Below are 17,103 nucleotides of genomic sequence, written 5' to 3'. Positions count from 1 at the left end.
TACGCGATCGCATCCAAGAAATATTTGACCAACTTACACTTGAGCAGGTAATATCTGTCTCTTCTTATAACTTTATTTTAGAGGCTCTTTTCTATACAGCTTCATATTAAATTGGTATAAAGATAGAATTGTTGGCAAAAGTGGCTCTTGTTTTTCGTTGAGACTTACGTCTTGGTGCAGTCCACTGGGCAAGAATAGCAGGTAGTTATAACTGTTGGGAGAAGTAATTTGTTGTTGTAGTGGCTGCATAAAATTAAAAAATTTTGTCAGTTTAACGTCTACGAATAGCTATTGTATAACTTGGTCGTTGTGTTGCTTCTCGTTGACTCTTAACTAACCGAAAATCATTATCTATATATAGATGCTCTAAAAAAGAAGTAGCTAGGTAAACTTTTTTAAATTTTTTGACAGTATTCCTGTCCATATCTTTTACTATAAGTTCTTGCTGTAAATCTATATTTGGTGCTGCTTCCTGAAATTTAGATTTGACTGTTGTCGTAAACCACTCATCTGCATCATCAATTGTCAAGGGGATTTCTCTATTTTTCAATGCTTGGAATATCCCAACATTTTTAATATCCCACTTCTCATCTATAACTGAATATTTTTGCAACAGCATTAAGTCATAAGCTGGTAATTTTGATGCAATTTTTTGCCAAAAGCCAGATTGATGTCCTGGTGCATAACGGGCAATATTTGCATAGTAACCATCAGTATGAAAAATTTGGTAAGACTGCTCGTGTATCCTACCAGGTAAAATATCTTGAAAAGGTATAGTAGACCATATTGGTACCCATACTCCCGTCACGATCGCTACTTGGTCTGCAACCTTCCCAAAGGGATTACGTCGGCTCAATTCTGCAAAGTATGGTGCTAATTCATTTTTATAAAAATCTACTTTGGCTTTTAATGGCTCTAGATTGCGATCTTTAACAAGTTCTAAAATTTGATTTTTAATTTCTGGTGTAGTCCAATATGTCAATTCTTTGGTACTTGTGACATCTAGCATTATCGTTCATCCTGGGAAAAGTTCCAGATTTGTCATTATATAAACTAACTTGATCCAAAAAAACAGATACGGGGACGCAAAGAAATAACTCTCCGTGTCCCCGCGTCTCTTTAATGAATAACTACCACCAAATTCGATTTCCATTTTCGTCAACTCGTGCTTCCCGAATCATGTCAGAAATCTCTTCAGCATCTTTAACGTGATGGAGTGCTTTCTTTGTGCCATCGGGTTCATCCACAACAAAGTAAGTGGGGACTGTAATTTTGTCGCCTGTAATGTCTGGTACATCATCCACAGCTACCTGTTTAGCCTTTTCTTCTACAGATTGAGGTTCATCAGAAATTCTATCTCCAGGATTCGCTGTTAAGTTTCTTTCATTGACATTTGGTTCTTCGCGTAAATGTGTATCTTCACTTACTGGTTGACGAATTTGATTTTCTTGATTTTTATCAGTCATGGCTTTTCAGGTATTTAAACATCTAGCTTTGCTAATAACACTCTAAAAAATCAAAGATACAAAAAGTTCTTTCTCTGGAGAGACTTTCAGAAGAACACGTCTTAGGTTAGAGATTTACTCCGATAAATTTACTTCTTTAGTTGAAATGGCGTGTATTTTCCCCCCAATGCTTCTACAATGCTACGGGTATTCGCCTCCATCATCTTGATGTAAGAATCTCCATCACTTCCTTTTGCACCAATTGAATCAGAGTAAAGTTGATTTGGTGCTAATTTCACCCCCGCTTCTTGAGCAACAGTTTTAATTAAAGCTGGGTTAATTGTAGTTTCAGAAAAAATTGCGGGAACGCCGATCTTTTTAATGGACTCAACTAATCTTTGGACTGTTTGAGCGCTTGGTTGTTCTTCGGTACTAATGCCAATTAAAGTACCTGCGATCGCAATCCCATAAGCACGTCCATAATATTGAAAGGCATCATGGGTTGTCACCAGTTTCCGCTTATCTGCGGGGATAGTTTGAATTTGTTGATTAATCCAGCTATGTAACTGGTTTAATTCATTCGTAAGTTGTGATGCCTTTTGAGTAAATTTGTCTTGATCTTCAGGTGATAACTCAATCAACGCATCTCGGATTGCATTTGTCATGGCGATCGCATTTTCTGCACTACCCCAAACGTGCGGATCTGGCACTATTTCGCCTTTGCCTTTATCCAACTGCAAGGATTTGACAGCTTCCCCCACTGGTATCTTCCGCGCCTTACCACCAGAAGCATTCATTAATTTAATCAGTCCCGGTTCCAGGTTGTAGCCGTTATACAAAATCAAGTTAGCTTCTTCCAAAACCCTGCTATCTGCTGGTACTGGTTCGTAAACATGAGGATCAGTACCCGGTTTGAGGATTCCACTTAGTTGAATTTCGTCTCCTGCAACCTCTTGTGCCAAATCAGCAATGACAGTGCTAGTTGCAACAACTCGCGGCTTATCCCCCTTGGCAGTGTTGGGGTTAGAGTCTTTCTGTGTACAACTTAATAAAGCCAAAGGCAAAAGCATTCCCAAACAAAGCCGGAAAAGAATTTTTCCCTTCATCCTGCTGATTATTCCCTCGCCGTAAGGATTAGTGCCGTCTATCTCTGGTATTAGTTTCATTTATGTTGGATATTACATCTAATTATAGATTTTTTCATATTTCTCTCATTTTTATAGTAAGCTCAAGAAATAAATATTTAAACCCGATTATGAAAAATGTCTCTTTTCCGGCAAAATTTCGTCTACCGCAGACAAAAACAGAGGAAATACCTGCAAAAACTATCAAATTCGATATGAATTCCACCGCAGCAATTAGTATTGCCCATTTAGGGGTATATTACCGGACACAAGAAGCCTTAAGAGATGTTAGCTGTATCGTCAAACCAGGAAAACTGACGGGTATTTTTGGCCCCAACGGTGCTGGCAAAAGTACGTTGATGAAAGCAATGTTAGGCTTGGTTCCTGTCAGTAGTGGTACGGTGCTATGCCAAGGCAAACCCTTGATGCAACAATTAGAGAGAGTTGCATACGTACCACAACGTAGCCAAATTGATTGGACTTATCCCGCCACAGTGTGGGATGTAGTCATGATGGGACGGGTAAAGAAAACAGGCTGGTTGCGTAGCTTCTCAGCACTGAGTCGCCAAGTAGCAAAAAGCGCCATAGAAAGAGTCGGAATGAGCGAATATTGCGATCGCCCCATTGGACAATTATCAGGAGGACAACAACAACGAGTATTTTTAGCCCGTGCTTTAACGCAGCAAGCAGAAATTTTCTGCTTTGATGAACCTCTAGTAGGCATCGATCAAAAAACCCAGTCAGTGGTTTTTGAAGTCTTCCATGAACTCGCCGCCGAAAACAAAATCGTGTTAGTAGTCAACCACGATTTAGGGGAATCAATCACTCACTTTGATGATTTAATATTACTAAACCGTGAAGTAATAGCCACAGGTTCACGGCAACAAGTACTCACCGAAGAAAATCTGCATCGTGCTTATAGCGGTAAAGTAATGTACTTTTCTGATGCTGCATAAAATGTCATTGAGTATAGGGCATTAATTAATGACGAATGACAAATGACAAATGACGAATGACAAAATATGTTACAAGCATTAATTGAGCCATTGCAATATGGCTTTATGCAGCGATCGCTCGTGATTGCCATTTTAGTTGGGATGTTGTGTGCAGTTGTCGGCAGCTACCTAATGGTACAGCGCCTAGCCTTGTTGGGTGATGCCATCAGTCACTCAGTTTTACCCGGACTAGCGATCGCTTTTATGGTGGGAGCAAATATATATGTTGGTGCATTTATTGCCGGAGTTTTGAGTACAATGGCGATCGCCTGGATTAGGGTGCGATCGCCAATCAAAGAAGATGCGGCAATGGGTATAGTTTTTTCAGCATTCTTTGCCCTTGGCATCACCCTAATTACTGTTATTCAAAAAGATAATAAAATCGACTTAAATCACTTCCTTTTTGGCAATATTCTTGGCGTTACTATTGATGAAGTGCGAGACACTGCGATCATTGCCACAATTGTTTTAATAGTTGTTGTTTTATTATATAAAGAACTTTTATTTTACACCTTTGATCCTTTAGGCGCTCAAGCTGCGGGTTTGCCGGTTAATCGGCTGAACTTTGGATTGATGGTACTAATAGCTTTAACAATTGTCGCCAGCATGAAAGCTGTAGGTGTGATTTTAGTATTATCACTTTTAATTACACCAGGAGCCACCGCTTATTTATTAGTTAAGCGTCTCAACCAAGTCATGATTTTGGGTGCAGTAATTGGCGTAATCTCCAGTATTAGTGGGATGTACCTCAGCTACTTTTATAACTTGCCCTCTGGCCCTGCGATCGTTTTAGTCGTATCGGGTTTATTTTTGCTGGCATTATTATTTAGTCCTAAATACGGTATTTTTACAAGTAAACAACTTCAAACCAAAGAATAATTCTCTGTGATCGCGCCGTACTATATTAGTAGACCTTTCTTGGTATATCGGGTCATGAAAGATAATTATTCTACTAACGGCAAAATTCCAGCTAGGATAAAAACGCGCCGGGATTTTTTAACTTATACGCTAGGTGGTACAGTTGCATCAGTAGCGATCGCATATCTATTTCCCAAAGTCAGCCAAAGTCGTGAGATCAGCCTAGAAACCCTTTGCTCACTTTATCCAAAGAATTCGCGCTGTGAAAATTATCTTCCCGGATCTGTGGCGCTGGACAAAGACGGCAAGCAAATTGAAACTAATGCAATATTGACAACTGCAAAGTCTGGAATTCCAATTCTCGTCAAAGGCTTGCCAGACAATAGCGTTGATTATCTGATCATTCAAGACGGGCCAAAGATTGCTGAGTATGCTATCAATCCAACTTGTACCCATTTAGGATGTACAGTTGAGTGGGATCTTGAGAAGAATCACTTTATTTGTCCTTGTCATGGATCTCAATATGATTCTCAGGGTCGAGTCGTTCATGGCCCAGCAAAACGTTCTTTACCACTAATTACTGTAGTAGTCAAGCAAGATCAAGTTCGTTTAGTTGCTCATAAACCTGCCGTAGATCCTCGTTAAGCTACCAATATCAAATTAGATTAGACAATGCCACCATACTTTTTGAGCAAGTTAGAAATTCTAAAAGACTAACAAAAATTACTGCATAATTTAAATTTGTCGGGTAAGCTGACAACAGCAGTTTTAATCCTCAAAACAATGACCGCAAGTAGTCCCACGATTTTAGCCCTGGACTTTGATGGAGTGATTTGCGACGGACTAATTGAATATTTTGAGGTAGCATGGCGTACCTACTGTGAAATTTGGTCGCCAGCTAACGACACACCAGCAGATGATTTAGCTTTGAGATTCTATCGCCTGCGCCCTGTAATTGAGACGGGTTGGGAAATGCCCGTTTTAATCAAAGCGCTAGTAGATGGAATTCCTGATGAGAAAATTCTTCATGAATGGTTAAGCATCGCCCCAAAACTTTTGTTAAATGACAAGCTACAAGCAAAAGACATTGCTGCAAAACTAGATAACCAACGTGATGAATGGATTACTACAGATTTAGACGGTTGGCTAAGTCTGCATAGATTTTATCCGGGTGTAATAGAAAAAATCAAATTAACTCTTGACAGTGGGGTTAAGCTATACATTGTAACCACTAAAGAGGTACGTTTTGTACAGCAGTTGCTCCAACAAGAAGGAGTTAATTTACCGGCAGCAGCAATTTTTGGCAAAGAAGTCAAGCGCCCCAAATATGAAATTTTGCGAGAATTAAGGCAACAAGCAGAAAACAAGCCAGTTAGTCTCTGGTTTGTAGAAGATAGACTCAAGACATTGCAGTTAGTCCAACAGCAAACAGACCTTGGAGATGTGAAACTGTTCCTTGCAGACTGGGGCTATAACACCCAAGCAGAAAGAGAAGCGGCTCAAAATGATCCACAAATTTATTTGTTATCACTGTCTCAGTTTGCCAGAGATTTCCCTGCTTGGCTTTAACTAATTCGTAATGGGCTTTGCCTGCTACTTTCAAGTAATTCGTAATTTGTAAGTGGTCTAAATGCCCAACTTACTTTTATTACGAATTACATTAGCAATCATTAAAGTCTAATTATCAATTACGAATTATTTTAATTTTCTAGCAAATTGGCAAATAAGCGAGATATTTAAAATATATAGATAAATAATAATGAATTACTAAAACTCCAAATTTATCACTCCAAATTTATAATTTATCACTTACCTTTATGCTTGATTTAACAAAACTGGCGCGACAAATGCAGGGCTTAAGTCAGCATCTTACCTTAGAAGCTGCTGCCAGTCGCCAGCGTTTAGAATTGGCACAACAACATCTAAAAAATGCTTATGAGTCTCAACAAGATTTAATCGATCGCCAGGAAAAATGGCGCGATCGCATTCTCTTTGCTAATGCTACCCCAATTGAGCCGCTAGAAACCAGCATCGATATCTCAGTTCCCCCAAAAATTCATACTGTAATTGCTACCGATGGTTCCCAAATTGCCCCCAACCATCACGAAATTGCTTACTGCTATCTCCTAAATATCGGCAGAGTCGTCTTACACTACGGACAAAATCGCCATCCGCTACTCGATAGTTTGCCAGAAGTATTTTACCGCCCAGAAGACTTATATATGTCTCGGCAGTGGGGAATTAGAACCGAGGAATGGATGAGTTTCCGCCGCACTGCATCAGAAACAACGGTTTTAGCAGAACTTGCCTGTGCAGCTAAAGGGGAAGCACCAGCATTGGCAATGGTAGATGGTTCGTTAATTTACTGGTTTTTAGAACAATTACCAATGGACGCACGCGATCGCATTTTACCCCCCATTCTGGAAGCTTGGCAGCAAATGCGTGATGCTCAAATTCCCCTGATGGGTTATCTTAGCGCCTCTCGCAGCATCGAAACAATGAACTTTTTACGCTTATTGGCTTGTCCCCATCCAGTGCCAGACTGTAAAAGTCATTGCCCAAATCAGCTAGAAAAAGTACCTTGTAAAATTTTTGAACAGTTGCGAGATACTTCTGTTTGGTCAACCCGGCTCAAACCAGGACAACGCAGCACCCTTTGGCGGAGTAATTCCCCAATTCTCGAACTTTACGGCGAGCAAACCATTTATTTTTGCTATGTCCACGTTGGCACTGAAATCGCTCGAATCGAAGTTCCGGCGTGGGTAGCGGAGAATGCAACCATGTTAGATCAAGCACTGGGGCTGATGTTAGCACAAGTGCAAAAAGGATATGGCTATCCAGTTGCGATCGCCGAAGCGCATAATCAAGCAGTGGTAAAAGGTGGCGATAGAGCGCGTTTCTTTGCCCTCCTAGAACAACAAATGATTAAAGCTGGTTTAAAAAATGTCGGAACTTCCTACAAAGAAGCTAGAAAGCGGGGGAGTATTGCTTAATAATTCATCCCGTAGAGTTTCTTGTAAGAATAACAAAAGGAAAGCTGTAACGATACCTCTAGCATTTTTGGTTTAATACCATTTCTTTGTGAGGCTGCGCCAAACCTTTTTAACTTCTTTCTTTGTGTCCTTTGCGTCCTTTGCGGTTCGTTTTTCTTTCTTTTACTTATGGTTTAGCGCATCTTCATACAGAATTGGTCTAAGGAGTAAGATAAATCACCCTTTAAGCAAATTATAGTTTTTTCTTGCTGATTCAAATCCTAACGGGGCTGCTTGCTGCTGAGTAGAAACCTGGCTGTTACCCTTTCCGATGAGAATTTTCCGCAGGTTTGGTCAATGTATGCCCCACGTCTTAGGTCTATCTTTGTAGTATGTAAAGAAGCACTTCAACCTAAGATTATGCCTTCATCTAAAAAATCTATCACCTACCCATCCAGCCAGAAAAGCAACCAAGTCGATAACTACCACGGTACTTTAGTCGCAGATTATTATCGTTGGTTAGAAGATCCTGACTCTGAAGAAACAAGGGCTTGGATTGAGGCACAAAATCAAATTACCTTTGGCTATTTGAGTGAAATTCCTGCCAGGGAAAAAATTAAACAGCGCCTCACCAAACTTTGGGATTATGAAAAATATGGTATCCCTTTTAAAGAAGGCGAATCTCTAGGAGACGTTTCTACCAAACGCTACTTTTATTTTAAAAATGATGGACTGCAAAACCAAAGTGTCCTCTACACTCTCAAAAACCTCGAAGATCAACCCAAAGTTTTACTCGATCCTAATCAACTCTCAGAAGATGGCACTGTTGCTCTTTCTGGATTGTCTATTAGCGAGGATGGAAAACTTTTAGCTTATGGTCTATCCACCTCTGGTTCTGATTGGCAAGAGTGGAAAGTACGCAATGTTGAAACTGGTGAAGACTTACAAGACCATCTGAAGTGGATTAAATTTTCTGGTACATCGTGGACACATAATAATCAAGGTTTCTTCTACAGTCGCTACGACGAGCCGAATGAAAAAACTCAATTAGGAGATGTTAACTATTATCAAAAGCTCTACTATCATCAACTAGGTAAACCTCAATCAGAAGATGTACTAATTTATCATCGTCCTGACCAAAAAGAATGGGGTTTTGGTGGTGGTGTTACTGAAGATGGACATTATCTAATAATTTCTATTTGGCTGGGTACTGACTCCAAAAATCTGGTTTTCTTCAAAGATTTAACTAACCCTAATGCTGAAGTCGTAGAATTAATTAACCAATTCGAGGCAGATTACAGCTTTATCGACAATGATGATAGCATCTTTTATTTCCGCACAGATTTAAATGCACCACGCGGAAGAGTTATTGCAATTGACACTCAAAACCCTACACCAGAAAATTGGAGAGAAATTATTCCTCAATCAGCAGAAACCTTAGAAAGTGTAGGCATACTCAATAACCAATTTGTTGCTGATTACCTCAAAGATGCTCATAGCCAAATCAAAATTTTTGACCTAAAAGGCGGATTTATTCGTGAGGTAGAATTACCTGGACTCGGTTCAGCCGGAGGTTTTGGGGGAAAACGCCATGATACCGAAACTTTTTATAGTTACACCAGCTTTACTACACCAGGAACCATCTATCGCTACGATATGATAACTGGTAAAAGTACTGTTTTTCGCCAGCCAGAGGTAGATTTTAATCCTAATGATTATGAGACAAAACAGGTTTTTTATCAGAGCAAAGATGGTACTAGAGTACCCATGTTTATTACGCACAAAAAGGGCATTAAATTAGATGGAAATAACCCCACTTATCTCTATGCTTATGGTGGTTTTAATGCCTCAATGACACCTGGCTTTTCTGTGAGTCTGTTGGTGTGGATGGAGATGGGTGGTATCTATGCTATGCCCAATATACGCGGCGGTGGAGAATACGGCGAAGAATGGCATCAAGCAGGAATGAAGGATAAAAAGCAGAATGTCTTTGATGACTTTATTGGTGCAGCTGAGTGGTTGATTGCTAATAAATATACTAAGACACAGAAGCTAGCGATCGCAGGTGGTAGTAATGGTGGCTTATTGGTAGGTGCTTGCATGACACAGCGCCCCGATTTGTTTGGTGCAGCAATACCCGCTGTCGGCGTGATGGATATGTTGCGGTTCCACAAATTTACCATCGGTTGGGCTTGGACTTCTGAATATGGTTCAGCAGATAATTCCGAAGAGTTTCCAGCGCTGTATGCTTATTCGCCACTCCACAACATCAAACCAGATACAGCTTACCCAGCAACCTTAATTACCACAGCCGATCATGACGATCGCGTTGTTCCTGCTCATAGTTTCAAATTTGCCGCCGCTTTGCAAGAAGCTCACGCAGGTGATGCGCCAGTCTTAATTAGAATTGAGACTAAGGCAGGACATGGTGCAGGTAAACCCACTGCTAAAATTATCGAGGAAGCCGCAGATAAATGGGCTTTTTTGGTACGTACTTTAGATGTAGAAGTTTAGTATAATGTAATGCTTCTGTTGATAAGGGTGGAGAAAAACAGAAGCAACTATTTACCTTCACCCTTAAAGTTTTCCTTCATTTGAGCAAGAAGTTAAACTTCTCAGGACTTAGGCAAATAATACTAAAACCCTGATTTTCTTCTCACAGGTAATAATCCCACATTGAAATTACATAAGCTGGGCGGGCAAGATGACCGCCCCACAAGAGCTATATTTAATTAGGTTATGCAACTTAGATGCTTTTATATCACTCTTGTGCTTAAAAAGCGACAGCTTGGGCTGTCCCCTTGAGATGGATGATTGTATAAGTTTGTTTCTGCCCTTGGTTGAATTGAGGAATCGTAGAAAACCGATTTAATGTTGTGATTCCGTTAGTTACAATTTTGACTTCGTTGCTATACCCCAGGTTTACATGGGGGATGAGCAAGCTAAATGTGGTGGAACCAGTATCTACAGTCTTTTTAATAGTCACAGTCACTAGTGTACCAATTTCCGTTTCGACAGTACGGATCTCATCTCCCTGAAAGTTTAATGTCTGTTTCTGATCTTGATAGTTGAAAAGAGGCTTGCCAGTAATGCTTGATGCTGAGTAATTAATACTGACTTTCTCGCCTTTGGAATTATATCCTGTGAAATTATATAAGTTCGGTGTTTTTTCTTCTAAGGCATGAGACTGTAATACAGGTATTGCTGTTAAAGCTATACCTAATGCGAATGATGGAATTAAGTTTCTTGTTTGCATATCTCAAAAATTTCTTGCTAGTTTGACGGAGATACCTACCCTGATGGGATAACAATTAGGAATCAAACTAATCGTAGAAGTAGCAATACCAAAACACTTGTCAAATGGAACACATTGCAATAGTTGTTAATATAATTACAATAATTAGTAACAGTAAGTAAAGTTACATCTGTCTTGAAAAGATGAAATGAGTGTTTTGGGATAGGAGTAAAACTTTTTATACCATTATTGTGGACTAGTTTGTAAGTGTATGGCAAATAAGTCAACGTGAAAACCGACTATTACGGCATAGGAAAAATAAAGCTACCATTAAAAATGTTAAAAAAGCCGAGAATGTAAGTCTTTTGACTTCCACGAAGTGGTACTAAGGTTTTGTTTTATCAAAACAGAATTCAGGAGGCAGAATACCCTTTCAGGGAAGCAAGCTACAGAATAAATGCTGTACGACTGGCAGATAGCACAGAGGTACTGAGTCTCCTACTAATTGATTCTGAACGGAGTTTCGGAGTCCCAGACTGCGCTTCTGAATTCTTCTTCAAAATTAGAAATTTTGCATTTGGCATTGCTTATGAAGTTACGTTCATATATGTTTATAGGTTTTTTTCTCAGTCTGCTCCTAACTTTTTTGCCTTTTTCGAGCAATTTCATAAATGCTGCAACACCGGCAGCAGTCGCACCTGTATCTGCGGCCTCATTCACCCAAGGGGTTAAAAAAACGGTGTTGGACAACGGCTTAACAGTGCTAACCAAGGAAGTTCATACTGCTCCAGTGGTGAGTGTGCAAGTTTGGTATAAAGTTGGTTCCCGTAACGAGGTTAAGGGAGAAAATGGCATTTCTCACCAGCTAGAACATTTGATGTTCAAGGGTACAACTGCCCGCCCAGTGCAGTTTGGAAGATTGTTTAGTGCCTTGGGTAGCCAGTTCAATGCCTTTACTAGTTATGACGAAACAGCTTATTTTGGCACAGTGCAACGAGACAGACTCGAAGCATTGTTGACACTGGAAGCCGATCGCATGGAAAATTCCTTAATTGGGGCTGAACAACTGACAAGTGAAAAGCGGGTGGTAATCTCCGAGTTACAGGGGTATGAAAATTCACCAGGCTATCGTCTAAGTAGGGAAGTGATGCGAGATGCTTTCCCTAACAGAGCCTATGGCTTACCAGTGGGAGGCACAAAAGCTGATGTCGAGAAATTCACGGTGGAGCAGGTACGGAATTATTATCAAACCTACTACAGTCCAGAAAATGCCACGTTAGTAATTACGGGGGATTTTGCCACGGAACCTGTACTCAAAGTTGTTAAAGAAACTTATGGGAAGTTGGCAAAACGATCGCAACAGGGCAATGTAAGGGGAAATGTCGCTCCATCTTCTCCAGTTACCCCTACTACTAAAAAAGCACCGATTGTTTTGAAGCAACCTGGAAGCGCGGCACTACTACAAGCAGTGTATCCTTTACCAGATATCAAGCATCCTGATGTGCCGGCAATTGATGTCATGGATGCCATTCTCACAGGTGGACGTAGCTCTAGACTTTACCAGGCTTTGGTAGAATCTGGACTTGCCAGTTCAGTAAGTGGCGGTGCTGCCGAACTCATCGAACCAGGTTGGTATGAAATTAATGCTACGGCGGCTCCAGGTCAAGAGTTAAGTAAAATTGCCCAGGTGCTTCAGGAATCTTTAGGAAAGTTGCAACAGCAGCCTGTCACCACAGAAGAATTGAACCGGGCGAAGACGCAACTGCAAGCTTCGTATATCTTGGGTAATCAAGATATTACTAGTCAGGCTACCCAACTGGGATATAACCAAACTATCGCGGGTGATTATCGCTTTATAGAAAAGTATCTCGCTGCGATCGCTAAAGTCACTCCAGCCCAAGTCCAGAAAGTAGCGAAAACTTACCTAAATCCGGCTAAACAAACTATCGGCTTCTTTGAGCCGACTCAACCAGATGGTAAACCAGGGACTTCTAGCGCTGGGTCTGGTCGCACAGTGGAAAATTTCAGCCCCGGTAAACCTATAGATCCAGCAGAACTAGCTAAATATCTCCCACCAGCCACATCAGCTACAGATTCGGCCAAACAATCGCTACCAGAAGAGTTTACTTTAAATAATGGTTTGCGGGTTTTGTTGTTACGCGATCGCAGTCTCCCCACCATTAACCTGAGTGGACAAATTAACGCTGGTACTGAATTTGACGGGAATCAAAAAGCTGGATTAGCGAATCTGACTGCGGCCAACTTAATGAATGGGACGCAGACTAAAAATGCTCTTACCCTAGCAAAAACCTTAGAAGACCTGGGAGCCGATTTGAGCTTTAGTGCTAGCCGTGAAGGAGTGAACGTTAGCGGTGAAGGACTTTCAAAAAACCTGCCGATACTGATTCAAACTCTGGCAGATGTGTTAGAAAACGCCACTTTCCCAGCCGACCAGCTAGAATTGAGCCGTCAAAGAGCGTTGACAGGTCTTAAAGTCCAGCTAGATGATCCTAGAGGACTAGGACGACAAGTATTCCAGCAGGCAATTTATCCTGAAAATCATCCATTCCATAGCTTTCCCACATTCGAGACCTTAAAAGCCATTAGTCGTGATGATTTGCTTGGCTTCTATCAGACACACTACCGACCAGATAACACAACGATCGCAATAGTTGGAGACTTCGATCCAGTTAAGGTAAAAACTTTACTAAATCAGTCCTTTGGCAAATGGCAAGCCACAGGTAAGCCACCTGTGCTGAAAATATCATCCGTGCCATTGCCGCAAACTTCAACACGTTTAAATAAAATAATTCCTGGTAAAGCTGAGGCTGTTACCTACATCGGCTACAACGGCATCTCTCGCAAAGATCCACGTTATTATGCAGCACTGATACTGAATCAAATTTTGGGTGGTGATACCTTATCAAGCCGCTTGGGTACGGAAGTGCGCGATCGCCTCGGTCTAACCTATGGTATCTATAGTGATTTTGCCGCCGGCATCAATCCCGGCCCATTCTTGATTCAGATGCAGACTGCTCCTGGAGATACCCAAAAAGCGATCGCCAGTACTCTCGCTTTACTTAAACAGTTGCGCGAGCAAGGAGTAACTGAGGCTGAATTCAACACGGCAAAACGCTCAATTACTAATAGCTACCCCGTGGATTTGGCTAATCCCAGTAATGTATCAAGCATCATTTTGGATAATGCTATCTTGGGACTTTCACGTTCGGAAATCCGAGACTTTCCCCGACGGATTCAAGCAGTCACTATGGCTCAGATGCAACAGGCAATTGAGGATTTAATTAAGCCAGAAAATTTGGTAATTGTCACCGCAGGCCCTGGAGAAACTGTACCCAAGGGCGGTTAATTAGCTAAGTTAATTTTAGATTTTGGATTGAAGAAAAATCCAAAATCTAAAATTGAATCGCTTTTACCATATATTGTTTTCCCGATTTTATTCTTCCTCTTTCTTTTCTTCCGAATTAGTTATTTTTGTATTTTGCATTAAAATATAATTTTCTTGACTCTGTTGTTCTTCTTTCTTGTCTTGAACAACTTGAGTAGCATATATTTCCACATCTCGTTGAATAATATCTTCTACATTACCTGCAAAAACATTAAACGCCTGTTCGTGGCTTGTATAATTACGATAAGGGCCTGTTAACTGTGAAAATTGCCACCCTTGAGTTTTCAAAGATTCGACTGTACGGCGATAGTGTCGCCAACGTTCTCCATAGTGAAAAAACTCTTCAACAGCAGCACTAATAGCAACTATTTGGCTCAAACCAAAAGTTGACCAGATAATGACATTCTTGACTCTTTCGTTAACTTGTTGAGTAGTATTAATGTTTAAACTTACCAATGCGGGAAGAATTACACCGCCAATAATAGTTGTTATCCGCAACCAATAATGGCGATCGCGTGATAAATTAGCCTTGCCTTCCATCCAGAGTACTTGGTCTAACCAGCGCGATCGCAAAAAATGCTTTTGCCCATCGCCTAAATTCATACCTTCAAATAATTTGTTAAAATCTTCCTTTAAAAATTCCTGATAACTATCTTTTTTTGCCATTATTCACTCCTAATTAGAAAGCAAATCTTTAATTATTTGGCCTAAATTTTTAACCCCATTCTCTATGTCAATCAAGTTGACGTATTGTAATATACCAGATTTTGCCAACTTTTTAGCTCTCTCATCAGTACCCTCTCCACGCAAAGCATCGGCAAGGATATCTGCGGTTCTACCACTACCAGCAATCACAACAACTAACCTTCCAGTCTTAACGCTAGAAAACGCATCATCAAAGGTGATCTCACCACCATTTAAAAGTACAGTGACAGAAGGTGCATTATTTGCCAGCACAGTTGCAACGCCAGATATCCAAGGTGATTCGTCGCCCCAATTATCGCCAGGAACCAGTACAAAATGAGTATGGTTTGGCTCTAACGGTGTTAAATCAGCATCAGGTTCTTGTTGATTAGGTAAAGCCACTTTATTTTCAGGCGTTACACCAATCAAAGCAAACTTAGCACCTATTTGAGTACGAGCCTCACCCATCAATTGCATAACTCCCGCATCCGTACCTCCATCGACAACATAAGCACCCAAACTTTCGGCTATGGGGGCTAAAACTTCCGTAAACAACCGTTTAATACGAAGAAAATCGGCTTCGCTGATTTTACTTGCACCCCCTACCACTACTAAAATAGAATGTGAACCGCCAAGCCCTATTCGCTCAAGAGCATCTGGTAATTCGGCTTGTTGATCAACTCGAATAGCTAATGCTGTTTGTCCACTGTCAAAGGTAAGTTTCAAAGAATTTTTCATTTTTCCACAATTTTGACTGCTTAAGCTTTCCAGGGTAGAACTTCATAGCCATGTTCCGCAAGGGTTGTATTACCGACAGTTAATTGCCCAAGTGTTCAGCTTTTTGTCCAACCGAGGATCGATGTCTCCGACGAGCTATTTGGTGTCGCCAGAAGTTTCATTTAGTGCAGCTTCAAAAAGCAACGTTATGATAATTAATGCATTAATCAAGCTTACGCCTAATAATAAATAAGTTGGCACAAACAAACCTCTAGAATACGGAGACGATTAATCGGCTCTATAAAGCTGTTAGGTGCTGTACCCAACAAAAATCAACCGTTGTACAAATTTCCATAAGGATAATTGAAGTGACTAGGACTAATTCAGACTTTCTTTCCTCCACCGATCCAGCGATCGCGGAGTTAATCAACGACGAACTACAACGCCAGCGAGATCACTTGGAGTTGATTGCTAGCGAAAACTTTACCTCTGCTGCTGTGCTGGCGGCTCAAGGTTCAGTACTGACAAATAAATATGCCGAGGGATTACCTGGTAAACGCTACTATGGCGGTTGTGAGTATGTTGACAAAATCGAGCAACTAGCGATCAATCGTGCTAAACAGATATTTGGCGCTGCTCATGCCAATGTCCAACCCCATTCTGGCGCACAAGCCAATTTTGCAGTGTTCCTGTCGCTGCTGCAACCAGGGGACAAAATTATGGGGATGGATTTGTCTCACGGGGGACATCTCACCCACGGTTCACCTGTAAATGTCTCAGGTAAGTGGTTTCAAGTTAGCCACTACGGTGTCAGTCAACAAACAGAACAACTTGACTACGACCAAATTCGGGAGCTGGCGCTGAGGGAGCGTCCTAAGCTCTTGATTTGTGGTTATTCGGCTTATCCCCGTGTAATTGATTTTGAAAAATTCCGTAGTATTGCTGATGAAATTGGCGCTTACTTACTTGCCGATATTGCTCATATCGCTGGTTTAGTTGCTAGTGGTCTTCACCCCGATCCCATTCCTCATTGTCATGTAGTAACAACAACTACACATAAGACTCTCCGCGGCCCTAGAGGTGGTTTAATTTTGACTGGTGATGCAGAACTAGGTAAAAAGCTAGATAAATCTGTTTTTCCTGGAACTCAGGGCGGACCATTAGAACACGTCATTGCTGGTAAGGCAGTGGCTTTTGGAGAAGCCCTAAAGCCTGAGTTTAAAACTTATTCTGCTCAAGTAATTGAAAATACTCGTGCTTTGGCAGAACAACTACAAAATCGGGGTTTAAAATTAGTGTCAAATGGCACTGATAACCATTTACTCCTCGTTGATTTACGTTCTGTAAATCTAACTGGTAAGCAGGCAGATCAGCTAGTCAGCACTGTGAATATTACTGCTAACAAGAATACTATTCCCTTCGATCCACAATCGCCATTTGTTACCAGTGGTCTGAGGTTAGGTTCGCCAGCAATGACTACACGGGGCTTAGGAGTAGCAGAATTTACCGAGATTGCAAATATTATTAGCGATCGCCTGCTTTCTCCAGATTCCGACGTAGTAACCCAAGATTGTCGGCAACGGGTAGCAGCATTGTGCGATCGCTTCCCCTTATATCCTCACCTGGAAATTCCTGTACCAGCACTAGCATAATTGGGTATGGGGTAT

General features: G+C 41.0%; 14 protein-coding genes. 8 read left to right on the top strand and 6 right to left on the bottom strand.

Annotation, left to right across the window (positions count from 1 at the left end):
- Positions 1-271 precede the first annotated feature (271 nt).
- The 3 genes from V7K69_RS08620 to V7K69_RS08610 form a co-directional block, all read right to left on the bottom strand.
- Positions 272-1,009 (bottom strand): hypothetical protein, encoded by a 738-nt coding sequence (locus V7K69_RS08620; RefSeq protein WP_335033261.1) that lies wholly within the window; start codon positions 1,007-1,009, stop codon positions 272-274.
- Positions 1,010-1,130: 121 nt separating this feature from the next.
- Positions 1,131-1,466, bottom strand: coding sequence for a hypothetical protein (locus V7K69_RS08615; RefSeq protein ID WP_335033259.1), 336 nt, complete (start codon positions 1,464-1,466; stop codon positions 1,131-1,133).
- Positions 1,467-1,594: 128 nt separating this feature from the next.
- Positions 1,595-2,611, bottom strand: coding sequence for a metal ABC transporter substrate-binding protein (locus V7K69_RS08610; RefSeq protein ID WP_335033257.1), 1,017 nt, complete (start codon positions 2,609-2,611; stop codon positions 1,595-1,597).
- 89 nt (positions 2,612-2,700) lie between these two features.
- Between V7K69_RS08610 and V7K69_RS08605 the strand changes: the two genes are divergently transcribed.
- The 6 genes from V7K69_RS08605 to V7K69_RS08580 all read left to right on the top strand — a co-directional run bounded on the left by V7K69_RS08605 (position 2,701) and on the right by V7K69_RS08580 (position 9,908).
- Entirely contained in the window at positions 2,701-3,525 is an 825-nt protein-coding gene (locus V7K69_RS08605; protein ID WP_335033255.1) for a metal ABC transporter ATP-binding protein, read from the top strand.
- 66 nt (positions 3,526-3,591) lie between these two features.
- Positions 3,592-4,443 (top strand): metal ABC transporter permease, encoded by an 852-nt coding sequence (locus V7K69_RS08600; protein WP_335033253.1) that lies wholly within the window; start codon positions 3,592-3,594, stop codon positions 4,441-4,443.
- Between the two features lie 54 nt (positions 4,444-4,497).
- Entirely contained in the window at positions 4,498-5,067 is a 570-nt protein-coding gene (locus tag V7K69_RS08595; protein WP_335033251.1) for a Rieske 2Fe-2S domain-containing protein, read from the top strand.
- 138 nt (positions 5,068-5,205) lie between these two features.
- A complete protein-coding gene (locus V7K69_RS08590; protein ID WP_335033249.1) occupies positions 5,206-5,991 on the top strand; it encodes an HAD family hydrolase in 786 nt (261 codons plus the stop codon).
- Positions 5,992-6,239: 248 nt separating this feature from the next.
- Entirely contained in the window at positions 6,240-7,415 is a 1,176-nt protein-coding gene (locus tag V7K69_RS08585) for a DNA double-strand break repair nuclease NurA (protein ID WP_335033247.1), read from the top strand.
- 399 nt (positions 7,416-7,814) lie between these two features.
- Positions 7,815-9,908, top strand: coding sequence for a prolyl oligopeptidase family serine peptidase (locus tag V7K69_RS08580; RefSeq protein WP_335033245.1), 2,094 nt, complete (start codon positions 7,815-7,817; stop codon positions 9,906-9,908).
- A gap of 259 nt (positions 9,909-10,167) precedes the next feature.
- On the opposite strand, the gene V7K69_RS08575 is transcribed toward V7K69_RS08580, so the two are convergent.
- Positions 10,168-10,650 (bottom strand): hypothetical protein, encoded by a 483-nt coding sequence (locus V7K69_RS08575; RefSeq protein ID WP_335033242.1) that lies wholly within the window; start codon positions 10,648-10,650, stop codon positions 10,168-10,170.
- A gap of 568 nt (positions 10,651-11,218) precedes the next feature.
- Here V7K69_RS08575 and V7K69_RS08570 point away from each other — a divergent pair.
- Positions 11,219-13,996 carry a M16 family metallopeptidase gene (locus V7K69_RS08570; protein WP_335033240.1) on the top strand — a complete coding sequence of 926 codons (2,778 nt, stop codon included), beginning with the start codon at positions 11,219-11,221 and terminating at the stop codon, positions 13,994-13,996.
- 87 nt (positions 13,997-14,083) lie between these two features.
- On the opposite strand, the gene V7K69_RS08565 is transcribed toward V7K69_RS08570, so the two are convergent.
- On the bottom strand, positions 14,084-14,701 hold the full coding sequence (locus V7K69_RS08565; protein WP_335033238.1) for a DUF4231 domain-containing protein: 618 nt from the start codon (positions 14,699-14,701) through the stop codon (positions 14,084-14,086).
- A 9-nt stretch (positions 14,702-14,710) separates the two neighbouring features.
- Positions 14,711-15,457, bottom strand: coding sequence for a hypothetical protein (locus V7K69_RS08560; RefSeq protein WP_335033236.1), 747 nt, complete (start codon positions 15,455-15,457; stop codon positions 14,711-14,713).
- 347 nt (positions 15,458-15,804) lie between these two features.
- Here V7K69_RS08560 and glyA point away from each other — a divergent pair, with 347 nt between their 5' ends.
- Complete coding sequence (glyA, locus tag V7K69_RS08555; RefSeq protein ID WP_335033234.1) at positions 15,805-17,088, top strand: serine hydroxymethyltransferase; 1,284 nt, start codon at positions 15,805-15,807, stop codon at positions 17,086-17,088.
- Positions 17,089-17,103 lie beyond the last annotated feature (15 nt).

The organism is Nostoc sp. (genome assembly GCF_036917775.1).
Lineage (GTDB): Bacteria > Cyanobacteriota > Cyanobacteriia > Cyanobacteriales > Nostocaceae > Nostoc.
The sequence above is the reverse complement of the archived record's forward strand: the minus strand, read 5'-3'. Positions and strand labels throughout refer to the sequence as shown.

Bases quoted from the DNA above. Each gene is read 5' to 3' on its own strand.
- V7K69_RS08620 (WP_335033261.1), bottom strand. From the start codon at position 1,009: ATGCTAGATGTCACAAGTACCAAAGAATTGACATATTGGACTACACCA.
- V7K69_RS08615 (WP_335033259.1), bottom strand. From the start codon at position 1,466: ATGACTGATAAAAATCAAGAAAATCAAATTCGTCAACCAGTAAGTGAA.
- V7K69_RS08610 (WP_335033257.1), bottom strand. From the start codon at position 2,611: ATGAAACTAATACCAGAGATAGACGGCACTAATCCTTACGGCGAGGGA.
- V7K69_RS08605 (WP_335033255.1), top strand. From the start codon at position 2,701: ATGAAAAATGTCTCTTTTCCGGCAAAATTTCGTCTACCGCAGACAAAA.
- V7K69_RS08600 (WP_335033253.1), top strand. From the start codon at position 3,592: ATGTTACAAGCATTAATTGAGCCATTGCAATATGGCTTTATGCAGCGA.
- V7K69_RS08595 (WP_335033251.1), top strand. From the start codon at position 4,498: ATGAAAGATAATTATTCTACTAACGGCAAAATTCCAGCTAGGATAAAA.
- V7K69_RS08590 (WP_335033249.1), top strand. From the start codon at position 5,206: ATGACCGCAAGTAGTCCCACGATTTTAGCCCTGGACTTTGATGGAGTG.
- V7K69_RS08585 (WP_335033247.1), top strand. From the start codon at position 6,240: ATGCTTGATTTAACAAAACTGGCGCGACAAATGCAGGGCTTAAGTCAG.
- V7K69_RS08580 (WP_335033245.1), top strand. From the start codon at position 7,815: ATGCCTTCATCTAAAAAATCTATCACCTACCCATCCAGCCAGAAAAGC.
- V7K69_RS08575 (WP_335033242.1), bottom strand. From the start codon at position 10,650: ATGCAAACAAGAAACTTAATTCCATCATTCGCATTAGGTATAGCTTTA.
- V7K69_RS08570 (WP_335033240.1), top strand. From the start codon at position 11,219: ATGAAGTTACGTTCATATATGTTTATAGGTTTTTTTCTCAGTCTGCTC.
- V7K69_RS08565 (WP_335033238.1), bottom strand. From the start codon at position 14,701: ATGGCAAAAAAAGATAGTTATCAGGAATTTTTAAAGGAAGATTTTAAC.
- V7K69_RS08560 (WP_335033236.1), bottom strand. From the start codon at position 15,457: ATGAAAAATTCTTTGAAACTTACCTTTGACAGTGGACAAACAGCATTA.